General features: G+C 41.5%; 18 protein-coding genes. 6 read left to right on the top strand and 12 right to left on the bottom strand.

Annotated elements, in window-relative coordinates:
* Positions 1-37 precede the first annotated feature (37 nt).
* The 8 genes from H5203_RS13970 to H5203_RS13935 form a co-directional block, all read right to left on the bottom strand.
* The gene (locus H5203_RS13970) at positions 38-1378 is read right to left on the bottom strand and encodes an AAA family ATPase (RefSeq protein ID WP_182735075.1); all 1341 of its coding nucleotides are present in this window, start codon (positions 1376-1378) and stop codon (positions 38-40) included.
* Positions 1378-2448: a 3-dehydroquinate synthase gene (aroB, locus tag H5203_RS13965; RefSeq protein ID WP_182819874.1), complete on the bottom strand. Its 1071-nt coding sequence runs from the start codon at positions 2446-2448 to the stop codon at positions 1378-1380. The genes H5203_RS13970 and aroB overlap by 1 nt, the downstream gene beginning before the upstream one ends.
* Positions 2449-2473: 25 nt before the next feature.
* Positions 2474-2992, bottom strand: coding sequence for a shikimate kinase AroK (gene aroK / locus H5203_RS13960; protein WP_008466255.1), 519 nt, complete (start codon positions 2990-2992; stop codon positions 2474-2476).
* A 184-nt stretch (positions 2993-3176) separates the two neighbouring features.
* Positions 3177-5261 carry a type IV pilus secretin PilQ gene (locus H5203_RS13955; protein ID WP_182731698.1) on the bottom strand — a complete coding sequence of 695 codons (2085 nt, stop codon included), beginning with the start codon at positions 5259-5261 and terminating at the stop codon, positions 3177-3179.
* On the bottom strand, positions 5248-5784 hold the full coding sequence (locus tag H5203_RS13950) for a pilus assembly protein PilP (protein WP_145238529.1): 537 nt from the start codon (positions 5782-5784) through the stop codon (positions 5248-5250). The genes H5203_RS13955 and H5203_RS13950 overlap by 14 nt, the downstream gene beginning before the upstream one ends.
* Positions 5781-6401 carry a type 4a pilus biogenesis protein PilO gene (locus H5203_RS13945; protein WP_145238526.1) on the bottom strand — a complete coding sequence of 207 codons (621 nt, stop codon included), beginning with the start codon at positions 6399-6401 and terminating at the stop codon, positions 5781-5783. The genes H5203_RS13950 and H5203_RS13945 overlap by 4 nt, the downstream gene beginning before the upstream one ends.
* The gene (locus H5203_RS13940) at positions 6401-6964 is read right to left on the bottom strand and encodes a PilN domain-containing protein (protein ID WP_145238523.1); all 564 of its coding nucleotides are present in this window, start codon (positions 6962-6964) and stop codon (positions 6401-6403) included. Before H5203_RS13940 ends, H5203_RS13945 begins: the two co-directional genes overlap by 1 nt.
* Positions 6952-8031, bottom strand: coding sequence for a pilus assembly protein PilM (locus H5203_RS13935; RefSeq protein ID WP_145238520.1), 1080 nt, complete (start codon positions 8029-8031; stop codon positions 6952-6954). The genes H5203_RS13940 and H5203_RS13935 overlap by 13 nt, the downstream gene beginning before the upstream one ends.
* Before the next feature lie 132 nt (positions 8032-8163).
* Here H5203_RS13935 and H5203_RS13930 point away from each other — a divergent pair, with 132 nt between their 5' ends.
* On the top strand, positions 8164-10659 hold the full coding sequence (locus H5203_RS13930; RefSeq protein WP_182757924.1) for a penicillin-binding protein 1A: 2496 nt from the start codon (positions 8164-8166) through the stop codon (positions 10657-10659).
* Between the two features lie 81 nt (positions 10660-10740).
* On the opposite strand, the gene metL is transcribed toward H5203_RS13930, so the two are convergent.
* Positions 10741-13086 (bottom strand): bifunctional aspartate kinase/homoserine dehydrogenase II, encoded by a 2346-nt coding sequence (gene metL, locus H5203_RS13925; RefSeq protein ID WP_145238514.1) that lies wholly within the window; start codon positions 13084-13086, stop codon positions 10741-10743.
* A 6-nt stretch (positions 13087-13092) separates the two neighbouring features.
* Entirely contained in the window at positions 13093-14355 is a 1263-nt protein-coding gene (gene metB / locus H5203_RS13920; RefSeq protein ID WP_145238511.1) for a cystathionine gamma-synthase, read from the bottom strand.
* A gap of 235 nt (positions 14356-14590) precedes the next feature.
* Here metB and metJ point away from each other — a divergent pair, with 235 nt between their 5' ends.
* On the top strand, positions 14591-14911 hold the full coding sequence (metJ, locus tag H5203_RS13915) for a met regulon transcriptional regulator MetJ (protein ID WP_016709540.1): 321 nt from the start codon (positions 14591-14593) through the stop codon (positions 14909-14911).
* Between the two features lie 109 nt (positions 14912-15020).
* Here metJ and H5203_RS13910 read toward each other — a convergent pair whose 3' ends face one another.
* Positions 15021-16262 (bottom strand): malic enzyme-like NAD(P)-binding protein, encoded by a 1242-nt coding sequence (locus tag H5203_RS13910; protein ID WP_145238508.1) that lies wholly within the window; start codon positions 16260-16262, stop codon positions 15021-15023.
* 564 nt (positions 16263-16826) lie between these two features.
* The gene (rpmE, locus tag H5203_RS13905) at positions 16827-17039 is read right to left on the bottom strand and encodes a 50S ribosomal protein L31 (RefSeq protein WP_145238505.1); all 213 of its coding nucleotides are present in this window, start codon (positions 17037-17039) and stop codon (positions 16827-16829) included.
* Positions 17040-17272: 233 nt separating this feature from the next.
* Here rpmE and priA point away from each other — a divergent pair, with 233 nt between their 5' ends.
* The 4 genes from priA to hslU all read left to right on the top strand — a co-directional run bounded on the left by priA (position 17273) and on the right by hslU (position 21950).
* Complete coding sequence (gene priA, locus H5203_RS13900) at positions 17273-19459, top strand: primosomal protein N' (RefSeq protein WP_182819873.1); 2187 nt, start codon at positions 17273-17275, stop codon at positions 19457-19459.
* Between the two features lie 21 nt (positions 19460-19480).
* Positions 19481-20011 (top strand): SPOR domain-containing protein, encoded by a 531-nt coding sequence (locus tag H5203_RS13895; RefSeq protein WP_149982624.1) that lies wholly within the window; start codon positions 19481-19483, stop codon positions 20009-20011.
* 80 nt (positions 20012-20091) lie between these two features.
* Positions 20092-20610, top strand: coding sequence for an ATP-dependent protease subunit HslV (hslV, locus tag H5203_RS13890; RefSeq protein WP_145238496.1), 519 nt, complete (start codon positions 20092-20094; stop codon positions 20608-20610).
* An 11-nt stretch (positions 20611-20621) separates the two neighbouring features.
* Positions 20622-21950, top strand: coding sequence for an HslU--HslV peptidase ATPase subunit (gene hslU, locus H5203_RS13885; RefSeq protein ID WP_145238493.1), 1329 nt, complete (start codon positions 20622-20624; stop codon positions 21948-21950).
* Positions 21951-21995 lie beyond the last annotated feature (45 nt).

Genomic DNA, 21995 nt, shown 5'->3' with positions numbered 1-21995 from the left:
ACTGGTGTGCCGCGATTTTACACTAAACAGTGTAAATTTACTGATCTAGTAACGCGATTTCTTGTTTTATTTTACTGATTTTTTTATAAAACGGCTGATTTTTACGCACCGCTTCAGGTAGGCTTGCTAGCACTTCGCGAGCAGCATTTAAGTTATCAAAGCTGCCATAGGTTACCACCCACCAAATTTTATCGTTGCGGCGTGTTTGATAGACTTTACCAAGTACTTGCAGCGACTGTTTAGCAACAAACTGCTCGGCGATTGTTTGCTGAGTTACCGCTAGTAACTGGATCACGACCTTACTATCCGGCTGTTGTAGATACCAAGCATTATCTGCTGGCATAATTTGCTGCGCTTGAGGAACAGGCTCTACCACAGTGGGTTCTTCAGCCAAGCTAGTCGTGATATCAACAGGCTCTGCAACTGGCGCTAAACTATCGAGTATTGCCGCAACATTATTTTCCTGAGTAGGATTATCAATAAGCGGCTTGTCTTGCTCTGGTTGAGCTTGTTGATCAGCTGATTGAGCATCTGCAGCTTCTACTTGTGAGGAATCTATTGTCACCGCTGGTTCTGTTACAGCTTGCTTTAAAGTATCGACTGCGATTGCCGTCGCCACTGGAGTTTCAGGTTGTGGCTGATAAAAATCATACCACCAACGGGTCATATCAGATTTATATAAAAAGCCAATGATGAGTAACATAATAATCACTAGCAGCGTTATTAAATGTACTCGCCAAGATACTTTATCAGTGACTACAACCTTAGCTGTATGCTGTGTTGGTTGCCACGCTAACAATAAACTCGGATTACCGTGTGCTTCGCGCAAAAAGGTTTGAAATACCGGGTCTTCATCATAAGGTAAATCATTAAAATAGCACTTCATCAACTGTTTACTTTCTGCTATTGAAAGTGCTTCAAGATGAATTTCAACAGCGCTTTTAAATTGCCCCACTGATTGCGATGCCAGTAAGACATATAAAGTAGTAGGACTATGCTTGGTAAGCGCTGTTAACTCTTCGACCATTTCTTCAGATAAATGCCGTCCACCATCTAACACCCATAAACATGGACCACAGTTTTGCTGTTTAGCTAGTTGGTAGAAATTTTCTGACAGGCTTAGGTTTTGATCAATTAACGGCGAGCGGAAGCTTTGTTCCAGTAACTCACTCATCAATTGCATATCACTCATACGCGCACTTAGCTGCACAAATGACTTATTAAAATCACTGTATTTATCAGTAATGAAGGTTTCGAGAAGATAACTTTTACCAAGTCCAGAAGGACCCAGTAAGACAATTAAATTTTGCCCATATTCAAACTGTAGGGCAATCCGATCAACCAAAGCCGCACGGCTAGGTAAGATTTGCGATTGCATTAGCGCCCTATTAAATCTCGGACCTGTTGATCTGAGACATCATCAACCAACGCGCATTGACCAAACTGAGTAGGAAGAATAAAACGGATCGTGCCTTTTTTATTCTTTTTATCTTTACGCATATGATGAAGGAAATGTTCAGCAGTCATCACATCAGGGATCTCACTAGGCAAATTATATTGCGCTATTAAGGTAACGATCCTTGCAACTTCTTGTGCACTTAAATCACCACGAGTATGAGCTAGCTGTGCTGCTAATACCATGCCAGTAGCAACAGCTTCACCATGTAGCCATTGGCCGTATCCCATTTGCGCTTCGATAGCATGTGCAAAGGTATGGCCTAAATTAAGTAACGCTCGTAGTCCTACTTCTTTTTCATCCTGAGCGACAATCAGTGCTTTAATTTCACAACAACGAAAAATCACATGCTGAATGGTTTCTTCATCCAAAGCCTGTAATTGCGCGGTGTTGTTTTCTAGAAAAGTAAATAATTCTGTATCGTAAATTAAGCCATATTTAATAACTTCAGCCATACCGGCTGCAAATTCACGAGCAGGAAGTGTATGCAATGATTGAGTATCAATAAACACGGCTTGCGGCTGATAAAAAGCCCCAATCATGTTTTTACCCAAAGGATGGTTAACCGCCGTTTTACCGCCAACTGATGAATCAACTTGCGATAATAAGGTAGTGGGTACTTGAATAAACGGTACTCCGCGTTGATAGCAGGCCGCAACAAAACCAGTCAGATCACCGACCACACCACCACCAAGGGCGATTAAGCAAGTATCTCTGCCGCAATTGTTTTCAAGCAAAAAAGCCGAAATTTTCTCAAACCATTCCAGTGATTTATATTGCTCACCATCAGGAATAATAAAACTTAGCGGATTTAAATCAGCTAATAACGCCATTGCATCGCTTAAGTACAAAGGTGCAATGGTGTCATTAGTGATAATGATAGGTCGACAATCACCAATATGATGATGCAGCCTGTCAGTCTGTTGAAGAGCAGATTGACCAATATAAATAGGATAACTTCGCTCGTCTAAATTAACTGTTAATTCAAGCATCGCTAGTATCCTTTCTTATTGGTATTTAAAAATCTAATTTCTCGATGATTTGATTAGCGACAACTTTAGCGCTTTGCTCATCAGTGCGTACAACAAAATCAGCTACTTCTTTATACAACGGTTCGCGTTCTTCAGCTAAGCGCTCTAATACATCACGAGGTGCTTCTTCTGTTTGCAGTAATGGGCGACGCTTGTCGCGCTGCGTGCGTGCAACTTGCTTTTCGATAGGTGTCTCTAGGTATACAACAATACCACGAGCCGAAAGCTTGTTTCGTACTTCTTTACTCATCACAGAACCACCACCAGTTGCAAGTACAATACCTTGCATTTCTGTTAGATCGCCAATGACAGATTCTTCACGAAGTCGAAAGCCTTCTTCACCTTCAAGATCGAACACCCAGGCAATATCTGCACCGGTACGGCGTTCGATTTCTTGATCAGAATCGACAAATTCAAGGTGCAATTGATCTGCAATGTGACGACCAATTGTGCTTTTGCCAGCCCCCATAGGGCCAACTAGAAATATATTACGTTTTTCAGCCATATCTTTTAGTACAAACGAACTCTAAAATTTGAAATAAAACCCCGCCTAACGACCTGGCCCCAAAATTAAGGAGGGGATTATCTCAGTAATTGATTGGGTATTTCAAGTCAATTAGAACAAAAAGCCAATTAACGAGCAATTAAAGTCAATAATTGCCCATTGTGTAAGAATAAATCAGTGTAAATTACTCTATTTGGATTTTCGGAGTAACGAAAATCAGCAATTCTTTCTTTTCATTGAACTCACTAGTGCTTCTAAACAGCACTCCTAGGTAAGGAATATCACCTAATAATGGTACTTTTTTAACTGAGTTAATGATTTGCTGCTGGAATATACCACCAAGTACCACGGTTTGACCATTCTCAACCAGTACTTGGGTTTGAATTTCTTGGGTATCAATTGCAACTGCAGGACCAGTTCCAGTTTGTACCGTATCACCTCGGGTATCTTGGGTAATGATTAAATCCAAGATAACTTTATTATCTGGGGTGATGTGTGGTGTTACCTCAAGACTCAATACTGCCTTTTTAAAGCTAACAGTTGTAGCACCACTTGAAGCAGATTCAACATACGGTATTTCGGTACCTTGTTCAATACGTGCTTTTTTCTGGTTGGCAGTCGTAATGCGCGGACTTGCGATAATTTCACCACGGTTTTCTTCTTCAAGCGCGGTTAGCTCTAAATCAAGTAACGTGCCATTTGCTAATTTAGCAACGTGCATACCAATACTGCCAGCGGCACCTGTGATAGGCAAGTTTACATTAAGGCGATCAGAAATACTTGGAATGGTGCCGTTAGAAATCGTATTAGCACCTTCTAAGGTACCTGAAATACCATCAGTGCCTTGTTGATCACTAAACCCCCAACGTACTCCTAAGTCTTCTTTTACGTTATCACGTACAGTAACCATACGTGCCTCAATAATAACTTGTCTAACCGCTATATCCAAAGTTTCGACCATACGGCGAACACTTGCAATGCTTTTAACGGTGTCTTTAATTAACAAGGTATTGGTACGTTTATCAACGGATACACTGCCGCGAGCACTAATAATGCTGTTAGTGTCGGTTTTCAGTAAATCAGCAAACTCTTCCGCTTTAGCATAATTCAAACGAATATATTCACTATAAAGCGGCTCTAAATCTTCAACTTGTTGTTTGGCTTTTAGATCTTTCGCTTCGCGGGCGGCAAGCTCTTCAGATGGTGCAACCATTAATATAGAGCCATCCATACGCTTATCTAAACCTTTAACGCGTAATACCACGTCAAGAGCTTGATCCCAAGGCACACCATCTAAACGCAGAGTTATGTTGCCACTGACTGAGTCACTGGTTACTAGGTTGAAATCATTATAGCCGGCAATAATTTGTAATACGGCACGCACTGAGATGTCTTGAAAGTTTAGCGTCATTGGCCGACCTTGATACTCTTTACCACCTTCTAAATATGAACGTTGCGAGTCATCTTTTTCAACTGTAAGAGTAAGGATATTTTCAATTTGCTGATAAGTAAATTTAAACGCTGCATTAGGAGTTATTACCACCCTGCTCATATTATTTTCTTTAAATGTCTCAATTGAGCTGACCACAGTGCCAAAATCTAGCACATCTAGCTCATATAATAAGTCATCTAAAATATCGGTATGATGAAATTCAGCAATAATTTTACCGCCACTTTCATGCACATCAATCGCAGCTTGAGTGTCTTGCAAGAATACTAATACTCGTGCTTCACCTTTTTCACCACGACGAAAATCTATAGACTGGATTGAGTTAATGTAATTGCCAGTCACTTCTTTGGCGGTATTAGCATCTTCTTGTGACGTGATAGGATTATCGGAAACGTGTAATGAAACAAGATTATTATTAACCGTTGTTTGGTAAATTTTTAAACGCTCTAAATGAACAGTGACAATCAAGTTACCATCAGCAGCTACACTATTAACTTTTTCAATACCGCCTTGGTTGATTTGTACTTCACTTATACCTTGTTCAACATCAGTGGCATTAAAGCGCATTTCAATACGGGCTGGGTTATTAAATACCTGAACTTTTGGTTCTTCACTCAGCTCCTCATCAAATACCAGCTGTAACTGTGTTTCTCCAGCTATTAATGGGCTATAACGAATGTCATACAATAACGGAGTTGCCATTGCTGATTGCGTGATAAAAAGGGCAATAACAACAAACAAAGCCTGATGAATGCGATTACTCCAAGATACTCCCTTATGCATTTTAATTTTACCTTTTTTATTTTTAACTAGTGCCATTGGAGCCCGCCTCTAACATTTCAAGCTTCGTAAGACGTTCTTTCCAACAACCAGACCCGTCGGGTATTAATTCTAACAATTCTATATAATCACTTTTAACATCTTGTACAACACCATGATATAAACCAATATGATTACCCACAGTCACTCGGTGCAAAGTATCATCTGCAGCTTTAATTAATGCCCATGTTTGGCCACCAGAACCCAGTGTGCCTTTCATTGCCAGATTATCCAACGGATATTTCTCTAAAACTTCACGCGTACGATCAGGATCAGGATGTAAACAGTTTTTAACTTGGATCATGTTATTTTGAATAATTTCTGGCTGCGGCGCAACAAAAGGACTACGTAGTTGCTGTGCATTGTATTCAAAGTGCTCAAATTGGATCAGTTTTGGAATGGCCTCAACTTTAGGTGTAGTGCTGGCTTTTACCTGATCAATAAACTCTTTTTGCTCAGAGGTATCATCGTTACATGCGCTCACCAAAATACAGCCGAGTAAAACCAAGGCTAATTTTTTCATTTTTTAGCCCCTACTTTTTTCACGCCGCCTTCGTAGCGGTAAGTTTTGGCGACCACGCTAAATGTCAGCTTGCCTGAATCTGAACTAGTAATTGAAAAGTCATGCAAACTTACGATACGAGGAAGTTGCGCTACTTTGCCAACAAAATCACCAAACTCATGGTAGCTACCTATTACTTCAATTTTAATCGGCAACTCAGTATAAAACTCTTTTTCCACTTCTGGTAACCAGCCAATTTTAAGAAAGGTTAAGCCACTGGTCGTGCCCACATAAGATAAATCATCAAGTAAGCCTGGTGTTTCGTTTGAAGTCGGTAAGCGCTTTAGCAATAAAGAAAACTTTTCTTCCATTTCAACCATTTGTTGACGGTAAATTTCTAGATTACTCGCTAGTGAGTATTTCACTCGATAGGTACTGCGTAACTCAACTTCTTTACTAACCGCATTATGGTAGCTATCTATTTCATCTGAAACCAATAAGCTGTAACTGAAAAACAATACGAGGGCCGCTACAAAAGTGCAGCAAATAATCTTGACAACTATTGGCCAGTCGCCAATGTTTTCAAGCTCAATTTCGTTCCATTCAATCTCTGTTAACGCTTTGATATCAAGGTTCATTATTTAACCTCTCCAATCTTATCAAAGGGTTTTACATAAAATTCCATATTAAAATCACTCAATAAACGAGACGATTTTTCACCAGCAATAATACCTTGCATTATCGGCTTTTCGAGCAGATAGGAATTTTGTACTTGGCGTAACATATTTGACAAGTAATTATTTGATTCGCTACGACCAACCACATGAATTGCACTACCACGACGCTCTAACTTAGTTAGATACACCCCCGTTGGTACAATTTTGGCAACTTCATCCATAATTTGCGTACCCAAGTTTCGACTACTTTGCAGTTCTTCGATTAAGCGCATACGTTGCTGCAAGTTTTCTTTCTTTTTGTCTAATTCACGTATTTCACTAATACGTTTATCTAATTGGCCAATTTCAGCTGAAAGGTAATTATTTTTAATATTTTGACCATCTCGTAAACTACCGTAATAACTACTGAGTAAATACATACTGATAAAACTGCCAAGCACCACAAAAAACAAAACAGTGGCAAACTTATTCTGTGATTGTTTGCGCTGCTGTTCGCGCCAAGGCAGTAGATTTATATGTGGCATGATGAAAAACTCCTTAATGCCAAACCCGTCGCTATTGCAAATTGAGTACGATGACGCTGTAACACATTGCGATCGACATGATGGGAAATATCCATATTTTCAAAAGGCTCTGCCACTATGGTATGGATGCCTAGTTCTTCGATTAGCAGTCGATCGAGGCCATCAATCATCGCTGTGCCACCAGTGAGCACAATGTAATCGATTTGATCTTTGCCACTGGTAGTTAAAAACATCTGCACTGCGCGGCGTACTTGCTGTAATAATGAGGTTTGAAATGGTGCCAATACTTCAAACGTGTAGTTAGGCGGAAGATCGCCTGTAGTTTTACCTATTTCAGCTTCATCAAAACTTTTATTATAATAAGCTACTATGCTGTTAGTGTATTGATCGCCACCAAATACTTGGTCTCGGGTGTAAATCGTTTCACCGCCAAGTACCACACTTACCAACATAAGTACCGCGCCAATATCGACCACTGCTACACACTTATTAAATGCATCGCTTGGTAATTGCTGATAATACACATCCATTGCGCGACTCAGGGCATAGCTTTCTACATCAACTACTTTTGCTATTAAGCCAGCTGATTCTAATGCACCAACACGAGCTTCAACACTTTCGGTACGCGCAGCTGAAAGCAACACATTCATTTTGGAAGGATCGGCTTCGTTGGTACTGAGCTTTTCAAAGTCTAGGCTAACTTCATCTAAAGGATAGGGAATAAGGCTGTCAGCTTCGATTTCTATTTGCGACTCAAGCTCTGCATCTGAAAGCGTAACATCCATAAAAATTACTTTCGTAATGACGGTTTGTCCCGATACTGCAACTGCTGCCGAACGAATTGACTTTGGTAACTTACGCTTTAATTTAGTAATGATATTACCAATCGCCTCAATATCTTGAATATTGCGCTCAGCCATTGTACCTTTTGGCATTGGCTCAATTGCTAACGCTTCGAGCCTATAGCCACTGTCCGTTTCATTCAGTAACACTGCTTTTATAGCATGTGAACCGATATCTATCCCTACCATCATCGATGAAGACTTACTCAATAGTTGACTTAGCATGTTCGCAACTTGGCCTTTGTTTTAAGAATAAACAAGTTATAATTTTTATATGAAAAAATACTATTCATTTTTTAATCAATATATACTAGCAGTCTCCGATTCTAATTGGGAGTCCATTTAGGGAAAATATAAGTGATTTTATTAAAACGAACTTTACAATTTTTTATCATCTGCGCGTTTTTAGGGCTCATTACCTTAGTAAGCCTTTATTATTACGTTAAATCTGATATCCCCAGTGTGCAAGTTTTAAAAGACGTGCAATTACAAACTCCTATGCAAGTCTTTTCGAAAGATGGTTTGTTAATCAACCAGTTCGGTGAAAAACGCCGCATTCCAGTGACTATAGAAGAGATCCCACAACCACTCATAAATGCTATTTTAGCCACTGAAGATAACCGTTTTTATGACCATATAGGTATAGATCCTATAGGTATTTTACGTTCAGCGCTCGTATTAATTTCAACTGGTGAGAAAAAACAAGGCGCAAGTACTATAACAATGCAGTTAGCTCGTAACTTCTTCTTAACACGTGAAAAGGCCTATATTCGTAAAGTAAAAGAGATCTTCATTGCGTTACACATTGAGAACTTACTTACCAAGGATGAAATACTCGCTTTATACCTAAATAAAATAGAGTTAGGTAATCGTGCTTTTGGTATCGGAGCCGCTGCACAAGTCTATTATGGTAAGCAACTAAACGAGTTAACTTTAGCGCAAATGGCAATGATTGCAGGCTTACCAAAAGCGCCTTCAGCTTTAAATCCGATCAGAAACCCAGTTCGCGCCAAGGCACGCCGTAATGTGGTACTCAGACGTATGCTTGATGAAGGTTATATCTCTCAAGCAGACTACAACCAGAGCTCTCAAGAACCAATTACGGCAAAATTTCATGGTGCCGAAATAGACTTATATGCGCCTTATATATCTGAAATGGTGCGTGCAGAAATGGTCGCTCGTTATGGCTACGAAAAAGCATATAATACCGGCTTTAAAGTTTACACCAGTGTTGAATCTGACGTACAAGCCGCAGCGCAAAAAGCACTCGTTGATAATCTCCATGCATACGATATGCGCCATGGCTATCGTGGCCCAGAGCAGCAACTGTGGGATTTTGAAACGCAACCTGCCCTAAGCTCTAGTGAAATTTTAGCAAAGCTTGAGCCGGTAAAAGAAATTGCCCCGCTATTAACGGCAGCAGTTTTGTCTGTAGGAGAGCAAACGGCAACAGTGTTATTAAAAAGTGGTGAGCAAGTCACTCTAGACTGGGATAATCTCAAATGGGCGCGCAAATACATTACGCGTTACCGTCAAGGTTTCCCACCAAAAACAGCTGCTGACATACTCAATCCAGGTGAGCAAATTTGGCTACGTAAAAATGACGATGGCAGTTATCTACTCAGCCAATTACCTGAAGCCTCAAGTGCATTAGTATCGCTGGATCCGAATGATGGTCGCATTAAAGCAATTGTTGGCGGTTATAGCTTTGAACAAAGCCAATATAACCGAGCCGTGCAAGCAAAACGTCAGGTCGGCTCTAACATTAAGCCGTTTATTTATTCTGCGGCGCTGAATAATGGTTATACCTTAGCGTCTATTTTAAATGATGCGCCAATCAATCAATGGGACAAGAGCCTAGGGGTTGCATGGCGACCAAAAAACAGCCCTGCGGTATATAACGGCCCAATCCGTATTCGTCGTGCTTTAGCACAATCGAAAAACGTTATTTCGGTGCGCTTACTGCGCGGTGTAGGCTTGCAGCGCACAGCTGATCACCTATTAAAATTTGGCTTTCAAAATAATGATATCAATCGCAGTGAATCGCTAGCTTTAGGTAGTGCGTCAATCACTCCTTTAGAGCTTGCCCGTGGCATGAGCACATTTGCCAATGGCGGTCATTTGATCACCCCTTATTTCATTAATGAGATTCAAGACTCAGCAGGTAATGTGTTATTTAAAACAAAACCATTATTAGCGTGTGATCCTGTTACGCCTCAGCTAACAATGACTCAATTTGAGTCCACTACAGGGTTAAATACCAGCCAAACAGCAAATCATTGTGCGCCGCGCATCATATCTAAACAAAACGCGTTTTTGATAGCTGATGCGATGAATAGCGCAATTTGGGGAGGCGGTAGTTGGGCCCATAAAACGGGTTGGAGTGGAACCGGTTGGCGTGCTCAGGTATTAGATCGTCGCGATCTTTCCGGTAAAACGGGTACTACTAATGACTCTGTCGATACTTGGTTTAGCGGCTTTAACCGTAATGTTATGACCTCGGTCTGGGTTGGATTTGATAATCCAGGTAACCCGCTTGGTCGCTCGACGTATAACAACAACATGGATAATACCCAGATCTCTGGTGCAGAATCTGGTGCTAAAACAGCTCAACCGGCATGGATTGACTTTATGCGAGTAGCACTCAAAGATAAGCCAGAAGCACCAATCGAGCCACCTGAAGGATTAGTGTCGGTACGAATCGATTTAGCAACGGGACTCTTGAGTCAAAAGAACGATTACACTAGTCGCTTTGAATACTTTGAAAAAGGCACCTCGCCCACTAAGTATGTGATGCAGCATGTAGAAAACGTTTTTGAAGAAGAAACTAAAACAGAAGAAGAGCTGTTTTAATATTACTATGTCGCGATATAAAATCGCTGCTACATAAAAAAAGCGCCAATCGGCGCTTTTTTTATTTTACAAACTCAGAGCTCATTTTAAGTTTTGTATTAACCAATATAAATCAGAATGCACGCCTGCTGCGGTAACTTCTTTGCCTGCACCAGGACCTTGGATCACCAACGCATTATCGTTATACCACTGACTGTTGATAACAAAAATATTATCACCTGGAGTTAAGTTAGCTAAGGCATCACCCTGTGTTGCATAAGCTAAACCGACTTTAGCGGTTACTTTGCCATCAGCAATTGTTAACGCACCGGTATAACGCAGTACTTTGTTTTCTTTGGCGGCTAACTGCGCTTTTTCAGCAATAAAGTCATCAAGCAACTGCTTATTAGCTAAAAAAGACTGCCAATCACCTTGCGCTAGTTGCTCTGGCATCAACGGTGTTAAGCCAATCTCATCAAGCTCTAAGGTGAGCCCTAATTCACGAGCTAAAATTAATAGCTTACGCTGCATATCACGCCCTGATAAATCTTCCCGTGGATCAGGCTCGGTGTAACCCATTTGCTGCGCTTGCAACACTAAATCGGAAAACGCTACACTGCCATCATAACTGCTACACAACCACGATAAAGTGCCTGAGAACACGCCTTCAATATGGGTAATACTGTCGCCACTGTTTTGTAAATCAGCTAACGCAAAATTAATTGGTAAACCCGCACCAACACTGGTGTTATAACGCCATAATAAGTTACGTTCAGCTAAATTACGGCGTAAATTTTGATACCAGTCATTATTTGCAGTGCCCGCATATTTATTAGCACTGATCAGGTGACAATCTAAATTTACAAACGCCGGGTAAAGCTTACTAAACGCTTCACTAGCAGTAATATCAATCAGCACTTTATGTTCGTAATCGAGTTCGCTGATACGTGTAAGTAAATCAGCTTCTTGGTAATCTATTGCTTCGTTTTGCCACTGCGACTGCCATTGCTCAAGCACGATACCACTTGGGCTGAACAACATAGAGCGCGAGCGTAATAAACCAACCAGCTTAACGCTGAAGTGTTGCTGCAAACGATTAAGCTGCTGACTTAGTTGCTCAATAAATACTTCACCAACATTACCAAGGCCAGCAACAATAATGGCAAGCTCTTGGCCTTTGTTAATCAGCTTATCATGCAATAAGGTCAACACATCACTATCAATAGATTGATCCGTTAGTAGTAATATGTAGTCTGCATCTTGATGGCTAAAGCGCGGCACTAAACTTTGCTCACTAAGCACTTGCGTTGCTTGTTCAAATAATTGCGCTACATCATTTCGTGGCGCCACAACAGCGCAACCATGTAAGTTCGACTCAATAATATTAGCGCGCCCTTGCAAATGACTCACCACCTGGTGAGTCGCTGCTGCCGGCACTAGTAAGTAGGTATCGCCGTTTTTAATAAAATGATGCAAGCTGTGTTGAATAAGCTGACTTAATTCGCCAATTTCACCGCCACGCAGCTGATCAATACGCAGTAAATCAATATTTTCTAAGGTAGTGATAAAACGCTTAGCTTTGCTGTAACCTTCTTTGACAATTTCTGTCGCGCTAGCTTCGCTGTCGTAACTACTGCGAACGACTAATTTGATATCAGTATTTTTTAATGGCGAGAGAGTTTTAGCATGTAACACTGGGTTGCCCAAACGCGCCAGTAAGTTTGCTTGGCCACGGCATACTTTAGAATACTTAATCGCTTTTTTTACTTTACGAGGGTCGGTACTAAACACCCCTTGGGTATCAGTCCAAATTGATACCTGACTAGCATGACAATAACTGCTTAACAAAGTCGCGCTGTAATCACTGCCATTGCGCCCCAAAGTAACTGTATTTGCTTGGCAATCAGCGGCTATAAAACCAGTAACAATATTAATGCAATTGGCTGAAATTAACTCGGCACAGGCTTGTTGATTTTTTTGATGTAATAATTGCCCATCATTAAGGGTAAACAATTGACGAGCATCAACATCTTGAGCTGCAACATTTAACTGTTTTAAATAGCTAGCCAATAATCGTGCCGACCAAACTTCACCGTGAGCAAGCAATGCGGCTTCCTGTAAGCTTTGCTGTTGAGTTTGCTGTGCAATTAAGGCTAGCTCTTGTTCTAATACGTTTAATGCCGTATGTCGCGCTGCTGGACTCAATAACTGCTCGATCAAAGTACGTTGATGATTATCAAGCTGCAATAAAATATCACTCACTGCCTGTTGATCACCTTGCTGGTAACTCTGCCATAGCGTAACTAACGTATTAGTAGTTTTACCGGCTGCGGATACCACCACACAATCACCGGCTTCCGTATGGGCTAGAATAATATTTGCTACGGCCTGATAACGCTCTGCAGAACTAAGGCTAGAACCACCAAATTTATGAACTATATTTACCATTTTTTATTACCACAAAGCCGTATGTGCAGGAGTCAGTTTAAATGAGCTTGATTGCTCATCATCTTGTTGTTGAACAGAGGAAGCGATTACTTTTGCGCCGTGCTGAGCTTGACCTGGTTTCACTTTATTGAATACACGATCTAAGTCAGCGATTAAATCTTTTACATCTTCAATGCCCACCGAAATACGGATCAGGGTATCACCTACTCCCGCAGCAAGACGAGCAGTTGCCTCCATACCTGCGTGGGTCATAGTTGCAGGGTGACAAATCAAACTCTCAACCCCACCTAATGACTCAGCTAAGCTAAATTCTTCTAAGCTGGTCAAAAATTCTGCAGCATCATTAATATCACCTTTGATATCAAAGCTTACCATGCCACCAAAACCACGTTGCTGCTGTTTAGCGAGTTCATGCTGTGGATGAGATACTAATCCTGGGTAATATACTTGGCTTACATAAGGGGAGTTTTCTAGATATTGGGCAATAATAAAGGCATTTTCTTGATGCTGACGTAAACGAACATTCAAAGTACGTAAACCACGTAACGTTAAGTAGCTATCAAACGGGGCACCGGTAATGCCAATGTTATTAGCCCACCAAGCAAGCTCATCACCCAACTCTTGGGTAGCGGCGATCACCGCACCACCAACAACATCTGAGTGACCGTTAATATATTTAGTGGTCGAATGCACCACAATATCAACACCAAACTCAATTGGGTTTTGCAAAGCAGGTGATAAAAATGTGTTATCGGCACCAACCAATGCACCGCACTGCTTAGCAATCGTGGTGATCGCTTTAATATCGGTTAACCGTAAAATAGGATTACTCGGTGTTTCAATCCAAATTAGCTTTGGTTTTATCTCAAGAATTTTTTGATGATTTTCAGATTTAGTTAAATCTAAAACCACTAACTTTAATAAGCCACGCTTTTCAAGTGAGGTGAATAAGCGGTAACTACCGCCATAGCAATCATGTGGGATCACTAAGGTATCGTCACTGTTTAGCAGCTGAGTAGCTAAATGCACCGCAGCCATGCCCGTTGCAGTGATAATCCCCTTAGCGCCACCTTCAAGCTTAGCGAGCGTTTCAGCGAGTAAATCACGGTTTGGGTTGCCGCTACGGCCATAATCATATTGGCGCTTTTTATCAAAATCAGCAAATGAGTAGGTGGTCGATAAATGAATGGGAGGCACAACCGCGCCGTGATGTTTATCTGCATCAATACCATTGCGTACTGCAATGGTTGCTTTATTCTTTTGACTCATACCGTCACCTACAATTAAATGGATGTTTAGACGTCTAAAAGGTTAGAGGATCAAATTTAATAAGTCAAAGCATTTATGCGGTTTTAGCCGCAAGATTAGAAGTAAAAACATTTAAGCCGCTAGATGGCTAAAAAACAAGTATTTGACTATCTTTTTTAACACGATAGAATTTCGCCATCTTTGCGCTGCAAAAGGTCGCGCAAACAATTAACAACCTGAGGCAACGATACATCCTATGGCTAAATGGAATGGTGAATATATTCACCCATACGCAGAACACGGGAAAAAATCAGAACAAGTTAAAAAGATCACCGTTTCGATCCCGCTAAATGTATTAAAAGTTTTGACTGATGAGCGTACTCGTCGTCAAATTAATAATCTTCGCCATGCAACAAATAGCGAATTACTTTGTGAAGCATTTTTACACGCATTTACTGGCCAACCACTGCCAAACGATGAAGATTTACGTAAAGATAATCCAGAGAAAGTGCCTGAAGAAGTGAAAAAAATCATGCTTGAAATGGGTCTCGAAGTACCTGTACTCAACGAAGATTAAGTTATCATTTGTATATATTCCTGCTTCAGGAATGGGCTACAAAAAAACCTCAGTAACGTAAGTTACTGAGGTTTTTATTATTGTGCCATTACCAATTGCAGCTAAGCAGCTACTCCATGTAGTTTTCCGGCATATCAATTTGTGCAACACCAGAATCAATTGCCGCTTGCGCTACTGCTTTGGCAATGCGCGGTAATAAACGCGGATCCATCGGTTTTGGAATAATATACTGCGCACCAAATTCAAGTGTCTCAACACCCGCCGCTTTTAATACTTCCGCTGGTACTGGTTCTTTAGCAATGCTACGAATAGCGTCAACCGCAGCAATTTTCATTTCATCATTAATTTTGCTTGCACGCACATCTAGCGCACCACGGAAAATAAATGGGAAACACAGCACGTTGTTAACTTGGTTTGGATAATCTGAACGACCCGTTGCCATGATTAAATCATCGCGAGCACCATGAGCAAGCACTGGAGAGATTTCTGGATCTGGGTTTGAACAGGCAAACACTACAGGTCGATCAGCCATTAGCTTAAGATCGTCAGGAGAAAGTAAATTCGGGCCAGATACACCAACAAATACATCGGCATCAGCAATAACATCTTGCAGTGTGCGCTTATCTGTATTGTTAGCGAATAACTGTTTGTACTCGTTTAAATCATCACGACGAGTATGAATAACGCCTTTACGATCTAACATGTAAATATGTTCACGCAATGCGCCACACTTGATCAGTAGCTCCATACACGCAACCGCTGCGGCACCGGCTCCTAAACAAACGATAATCGCATCTTCGATTTCTTTGCCTTGTACTTCAAGTGCGTTGATCATACCAGCAGCCGTTACAATCGCGGTACCGTGTTGATCGTCGTGGAACACTGGAATGCTACAACGCTCGATCAATGCTTTTTCTATTTCAAAACACTCTGGCGCTTTAATGTCTTCTAAGTTAATACCGCCAAACGTATCAGCGATGTTAGCAACTGTATTGATGAAATCTTCGGTGGTATTGTGTTTCACCTCAATATCTATCGAATCTAGACCCGCAAAGCGTTTAAATAATAACGCTTTACCTTCCATAACCGGTTTTGAAGCCAATGGACCTAAGTTACCTAAACCTAAAATAGCGGTGCCGTTAGTAATAACCGCAACCATATTGCCTTTACCGGTGTATTTGTAGGCATTAGCGGGATCAGCAGCTATTTCACGTACCGGTTCTGCAACACCGGGGCTGTATGCGAGTGCAAGATCCTGTACGGTTTCAGCTGGCTTTGTAAGCTCAACGCTAATTTTTCCTGGAACGGGGTGCGAATGGTAATGTAAAGCTTGTTCACGAAAGTCTGACATAACGCGATTTTATCCTGCAAGTAAGTTAAGTTGAAAGTGAGAGTAAGCAGTTCTTATATCTTATAGGGAACGATACCTATATTATAATTAAATTCAAGCAATATCAGGTCTATCCTGTTATATGCTATATCCGTTAATTTTATGCGTTTTGTCAGCATTTTTTGCAAAAAAGCTTCAATTTTCGGCTATAAAAACGCCACAAAGCATCAAAAAACCCATCTTAAAATGCTCATTATGCAACGCTTTAAAGCAAAAATAATGACCTATGACTAAAAACCATCAAAGTAAGACGTTAACAACATTTAACCGCAAAAGATCTAACTTTACCGACAAAAACGTTTAATTTATCGCTTTAACGAGAATGACAATATAGCCAACAAATCACTATTTGTCTGTTATTTACTCGCTACACTGGATATAAAAGTGGGAAATAGTCACAACATAATGAATGCGTAAAGCTGGAGCACTAGAGCAAGAAATAAAGACTAAAAGGCGGTGTTTTTAATAAATAGCAGGCATAAAAAAAAGCACCCTAAGGTGCTTTTTCCGACAAAACAACAAGAATTACTTGCTGCTAAGTGAACCGAAACGCTTGTTAAAGCGATCAACACGGCCACCTGTGTCTAAAACTTTTTGCTTACCAGTGTAAAACGGGTGACACGCAGAACATACGTCTAAGTGAATGTCTTTACACAGAGTAGAACGAGTTTCGAATTTATTTCCACATGAACATGATGCTGAAATTACTTCGTACTTAGGGTGAATACCTTCTTTCATAGAAACCTCTAGTTAAGGCCGCATCGCTCTCCAAACCCGGAGTCTGGCACCATACGTCGTTAAAACAAATTATTTAGGACGCGTATTCTAAGCAACAACCCCACTTGCTACAAGCTTTAAATGTCGTTTTTGCTAATAAAATGAACAAAAGTTTTAAAGAAGATATTTGCAGGTAGGTTTTCAGCCATAATTTTAGTACATTAACTCCCTTATTCGTTCTTGTTTGGGTTGTTATGAGTTTTGTTGAAGTTGCTATAAAAGTACCGTTGCATCGCACCTTTGATTATCGCATTCCAGAGCAACTCGATGGTTTATCGGTGATGCCTAAAGTCGGTGCGCGGGTATGGGTGCCATTTGGTAATCAGCGCAAAGTTGCGGTAGTACTGGCGCTAAAAACCAACACCGATGTGCCGGTTAATAAACTCAAAGCAGTGCTTGAAGTGATTGATAATGAAGCCGTTTTATCAGAGCGACATATCGAATTATTGCGTTTTACTGCGCGCTATTATTGCTACCCACTAGGTGAAACAATTCATATCGCCCTGCCTGGCGCGCTGCGTCAAGGACTGTGCCCAGATAAAAGCAGTATTAGTATGGTGGCACTAACTGAAAAAGGCGCTAAATTACCGTCTTTAAAAGCAAAGAGCCAACTAAGCTTACTCAAACAACTGGCAGATTCGGGTAAATCATCACTTACAGAATTAAAAGCGCTGGGGTTTAGTAAAAAAACTATCGACAGCTTACTTAACAAGGAGCTGATCAGCCAAACGATTGAACACGACAACCAATGGCAACAACAACTTCCCACCGTAGGCACTAAGCCGACTCTAAATAAAGAGCAAGCAGTAGCCTGTACCACCATTAATCAAGCGGTCGGTTTCAATAGCTTTTTACTAGAAGGTGTCACTGGCAGTGGTAAAACCGAGGTTTACTTACAATGCCTTGAAGAGGTTTTAAAACGCGGTGAACAAGCACTCGTACTAGTGCCTGAAATTGGCCTTACGCCACAAACGGTTAATCGATTTCGTCGTCGCTTTCCTGATACGCCGATTATGCTGTGGCATTCAGCACTGACCGATAACGAACGCTTACAAACTTGGCGCTTTTGTGAAAAAGCCAGTTGCGCAATTGTGATTGGTACACGTTCGAGTATCTTTTTACCATTTTTAAAGCTTGGTATGATCATTGTTGATGAAGAACATGACGGTTCATTTAAACAACAAGATACCTTACGTTACCATGCCCGTGATTTAGCCGCATACCGCGCTTTTCAACATAAAATACCGCTGATCTTAGGCTCAGCAACCCCGGCGCTCGAAACCTTGCATAAGGCAATTCATAATAAATACCAACTACTGAGCCTAACACAACGTGCGCAAACCAGTACCGACAATAAATTTCAGCTGATTGATATGAAAGGCCAGCCGGATCAAGCTGGTATAGCTCATGCCAGTCTTGCCACTATGCGTCAGCATTTAAAACGAGGCAAACAAGTGATGGTATTTTTAAACCGTCGCGGTTTTTCGCCTACCCTGATTTGCCATGAATGTGGTTGGTTAAGTGAGTGCACACGTTGCAGCACTAGTGCGACTTTTCACAAAGCCATCGGCCAGATGATTTGCCATCACTGCGGTGAACAAGAACGCGTGCCGCATCAGTGTCCAGACTGTGGTAGTACACAAATATTTCCTAACGGCAAAGGCACCGAACAAATAGAAGAGTTTTTAACAACCGAGTTTCCTGATACCCCGATTAGCCGGATTGACCGCGACTCAACGCGTCGTAAAGGCAGTTTAGAAAAAGCCCTAGACGATATAAACCAAGGCGGTGCACGGATTTTAGTTGGCACCCAAATGCTTGCCAAAGGTCATCACTTTGCTGATGTGAGCTTAGTATTGATCCTTGATGTCGACGGCGGCTTGTACTCGTGCGACTTTCGCGCCACAGAGCATTTAGCACAATTGGTTACTCAGGTGGCTGGCCGTGCTGGGCGCAGTGGCGAACCGGGTCATGTATTATTGCAAACTCACTTTCCCGAGCATCCTTTATTACAAGATTTAGTCAATAATGGTTATCAAGATTTCGCCCGTTTTGCACTGCAAGAGCGCGATGACGCACAGCTACCACCAATAACTAATATGGCGATTGTCCGCGCCGAAGGTCACAACATAAAGCAAGTGGTCGATTTTTTAACAGATTTAGTTCCAGTCCAAGGTCTAACTGGTATACAATTGTTAGGTCCGATCCCTGCACCGCTCGAGCGAATTGCAGGGAAATATCGCTTTCAATTGCATATTCAAGCGCTCGAACGCCCTCTATTACACCAATATCTCGCGCAAATGGTAGACTACTTAAGTACCAGTAAATTAGCGCAAAAGGTGCGATGGAGCTTAGATGTAGATCCAATAGATATGATTTAAGGTTAGAAGCCCAATACCACCATGGCACAACACGATTTTATTAATAAAAAACCGGGCAACCGTAATAGCAAAAAAACAGCGCCACCGAAAAAACCATTCCCCGTTTTATTAGTACTGGTTACCGTGCTACTTGTTGGCGGTTTTAGTTTTGGTTTATGGTATGTCAAAACCAATGCAGATCCAAAGCTGGTTGAACAACAAGCAAACCCAACACCTGCAAAAGTGCAACAAGAGTTGCCTAAACCACGCCCTCCTGAATTCATAAAAGAAATCAAAGAGCATGAAATTCAAGTTGAAGTAAGAGAGCTTGAACAAAAAGGCCCTTATGTAATGCAATGCGGCTCATTCAGAACCCATGGCCAAGCAGAAACCTTAAAAGCTAAAATTGCATTTGCCGGATTAATCGCCGAAATTCGTGAAACAACCGGCACTAACGGTGTCTGGTATAAAGTGCGTTTAGGTCCTTATAAAACCAAACGTTTAGCCGAAAGTGATAAAAACAAACTAAAGCGTAGCAAAATAACTGGTTGCGGAATTTGGAATTGGACTTGATTTTAGCCCATTAACCCATATTAACTCATCATCAATCGCTTTTAACGAGTCGCCCCTGCGACTCGATGATGAGGAATAACATGACCACTATTGTAAGTGTACGTCGCGGCGATAAAGTCGTCATTGGTGGCGATGGCCAAGTTTCACTTGGTAACACCGTAATGAAGGGCAACGCCCGCAAAGTTCGACGCCTTTATAATGGCAAAGTTATCGCCGGTTTTGCTGGCGGCACTGCTGATGCCTTCACCCTGTTCGAACGTTTTGAAAGCAAGCTTGAAATGCACCAAGGCAATCTAACCAAAGCCGCTGTTGAAATGGCTAAAGATTGGCGTAGCGATCGCGCCTTGCGCAAACTCGAAGCATTACTTGCTGTTGCCGACTCCACAGCCTCACTGATAATTACTGGTAACGGTGATGTTGTGCAGCCTGAAAATGATTTAATTGCCATTGGTAGTGGTGGTAACTTTGCCCAATCAGCTGCAACTGCACTACTTGAAAACACCGATTTAAGCGCCCGCGAAATTGTTGAAAAAAGCCTGACAATTGCCGGCAATATTTGTGTATTCACAAATAACTTTCAAACCATCGAAGAATTGTAATAGGAACTGCTATGTCTGATATGACTCCCAGAGAAATCGTTCATGAACTTGACCTGCATATAATTGGTCAAGCAAAAGCAAAAAAAGCAGTGGCTATTGCCCTTCGTAATCGCTGGCGCCGCATGCAATTAGATGAAGATCTTCGCGCTGAAGTAACGCCGAAGAATATCCTGATGATCGGTCCAACCGGTGTTGGTAAAACTGAAATTGCCCGTCGTTTAGCAAAACTTGCCAACGCGCCTTTCATTAAAGTCGAAGCGACTAAGTTCACTGAAGTGGGCTATGTTGGTAAAGAAGTTGAAACCATCATTCGCGACTTGGTTGATGTATCAATCAAAATGACCCGTGAACAACAAACTAAAAAATTCAAACATCGCGCAGAAGAAGCTGCCGAAGAACGTATTTTAGATGCACTACTGACTCCAGCTAAAGATTCGTCTGGTGAAAGCCAACGCGATGAAGGCTCTTCAACGCGTCAGATTTTCCGTAAAAAATTACGCGAAGGTCAATTAGACGATAAAGAAATTGATATTGATTTAGCCCAAGCACAACCAAATGTTGAGATCATGGCACCACCTGGTATGGAAGAAATGACCAACCAGTTGCAAGGCATGTTCCAAAATATGGCGGGTGACAAGCGCACTAAACGCAAACTTAAAATTAAAGAAGCGTTTAAATTATTGGTTGAAGAAGAAGCCTCTAAATTAGTAAACCCTGAAGAGCTAAAAGAGCAAGCAATCTTCGCAGCCGAACAAAACGGTATTGTGTTTATCGACGAGATAGACAAAATCTGTAAGCGCGGAGAATCATCAGGTCCAGACGTAAGCCGTGAAGGCGTACAGCGTGACTTACTGCCACTGATTGAAGGCTCAACCGTGAGCACTAAGCATGGCATGGTGAAAACTGACCATATGTTGTTTATTGCCTCTGGCGCATTCCAAATGGCAAAACCATCTGACATGATCCCAGAACTACAAGGTCGCTTACCTATTCGTGTAGAGCTTGAAGCATTAACCGCTGACGACTTTAAACGTATTTTAACCGAACCACATGCCTCACTGACCGAGCAACAACATGCACTACTTAAAACAGAGCAAGTAAATGTTGAGTTTAGCGACGATGCCATTGAGCGCATTGCCAAAGCTGCATGGCAAGTAAATGAGAAAACCGAAAACATCGGTGCTCGTCGTCTACACACTGTGATGGAAAAACTAATGGAAGAAATTTCATATGATGCATCCGAGCAGGCAGGCAGCAGCATCGTGATTGACGCTGCTTATGTAGAGCAGCACTTAGGTGCGCTGGTTGAAGATGAAGACCTAAGCCGCTTTATTCTTTAATTTTAAAACTAGGATCTAGAACCTAGGCTCTAGATCCTAGTTTTA

It is taken from the genome of Pseudoalteromonas sp. SG41-1, from assembly GCF_014164575.1.
Lineage (GTDB): Bacteria > Pseudomonadota > Gammaproteobacteria > Enterobacterales > Alteromonadaceae > Pseudoalteromonas > Pseudoalteromonas rhizosphaerae.
The sequence above is the reverse complement of the archived record's forward strand: the minus strand, read 5'-3'. Positions and strand labels throughout refer to the sequence as shown.

What these genes read in the sequence shown, in the direction of transcription:
- rpmE (WP_145238505.1), bottom strand. Translation starts at nt 17,039, where the DNA reads ATGAAAGAAGGTATTCACCCTAAGTACGAAGTAATTTCAGCATCATGT.
- H5203_RS13895 (WP_149982624.1), top strand. Translation starts at nt 19,481, where the DNA reads ATGGCACAACACGATTTTATTAATAAAAAACCGGGCAACCGTAATAGC.
- metB (WP_145238511.1), bottom strand. Translation starts at nt 14,355, where the DNA reads ATGAGTCAAAAGAATAAAGCAACCATTGCAGTACGCAATGGTATTGAT.
- H5203_RS13945 (WP_145238526.1), bottom strand. Translation starts at nt 6,401, where the DNA reads ATGAACCTTGATATCAAAGCGTTAACAGAGATTGAATGGAACGAAATT.
- aroB (WP_182819874.1), bottom strand. Translation starts at nt 2,448, where the DNA reads ATGCTTGAATTAACAGTTAATTTAGACGAGCGAAGTTATCCTATTTAT.
- hslV (WP_145238496.1), top strand. Translation starts at nt 20,092, where the DNA reads ATGACCACTATTGTAAGTGTACGTCGCGGCGATAAAGTCGTCATTGGT.
- H5203_RS13970 (WP_182735075.1), bottom strand. Translation starts at nt 1,378, where the DNA reads ATGCAATCGCAAATCTTACCTAGCCGTGCGGCTTTGGTTGATCGGATT.
- priA (WP_182819873.1), top strand. Translation starts at nt 17,273, where the DNA reads ATGAGTTTTGTTGAAGTTGCTATAAAAGTACCGTTGCATCGCACCTTT.
- hslU (WP_145238493.1), top strand. Translation starts at nt 20,622, where the DNA reads ATGTCTGATATGACTCCCAGAGAAATCGTTCATGAACTTGACCTGCAT.
- H5203_RS13940 (WP_145238523.1), bottom strand. Translation starts at nt 6,964, where the DNA reads ATGCCACATATAAATCTACTGCCTTGGCGCGAACAGCAGCGCAAACAA.
- H5203_RS13910 (WP_145238508.1), bottom strand. Translation starts at nt 16,262, where the DNA reads ATGTCAGACTTTCGTGAACAAGCTTTACATTACCATTCGCACCCCGTT.
- metL (WP_145238514.1), bottom strand. Translation starts at nt 13,086, where the DNA reads ATGGTAAATATAGTTCATAAATTTGGTGGTTCTAGCCTTAGTTCTGCA.
- H5203_RS13950 (WP_145238529.1), bottom strand. Translation starts at nt 5,784, where the DNA reads ATGAAAAAATTAGCCTTGGTTTTACTCGGCTGTATTTTGGTGAGCGCA.
- aroK (WP_008466255.1), bottom strand. Translation starts at nt 2,992, where the DNA reads ATGGCTGAAAAACGTAATATATTTCTAGTTGGCCCTATGGGGGCTGGC.
- metJ (WP_016709540.1), top strand. Translation starts at nt 14,591, where the DNA reads ATGGCTAAATGGAATGGTGAATATATTCACCCATACGCAGAACACGGG.
- H5203_RS13955 (WP_182731698.1), bottom strand. Translation starts at nt 5,261, where the DNA reads ATGGCACTAGTTAAAAATAAAAAAGGTAAAATTAAAATGCATAAGGGA.
- H5203_RS13935 (WP_145238520.1), bottom strand. Translation starts at nt 8,031, where the DNA reads ATGCTAAGTCAACTATTGAGTAAGTCTTCATCGATGATGGTAGGGATA.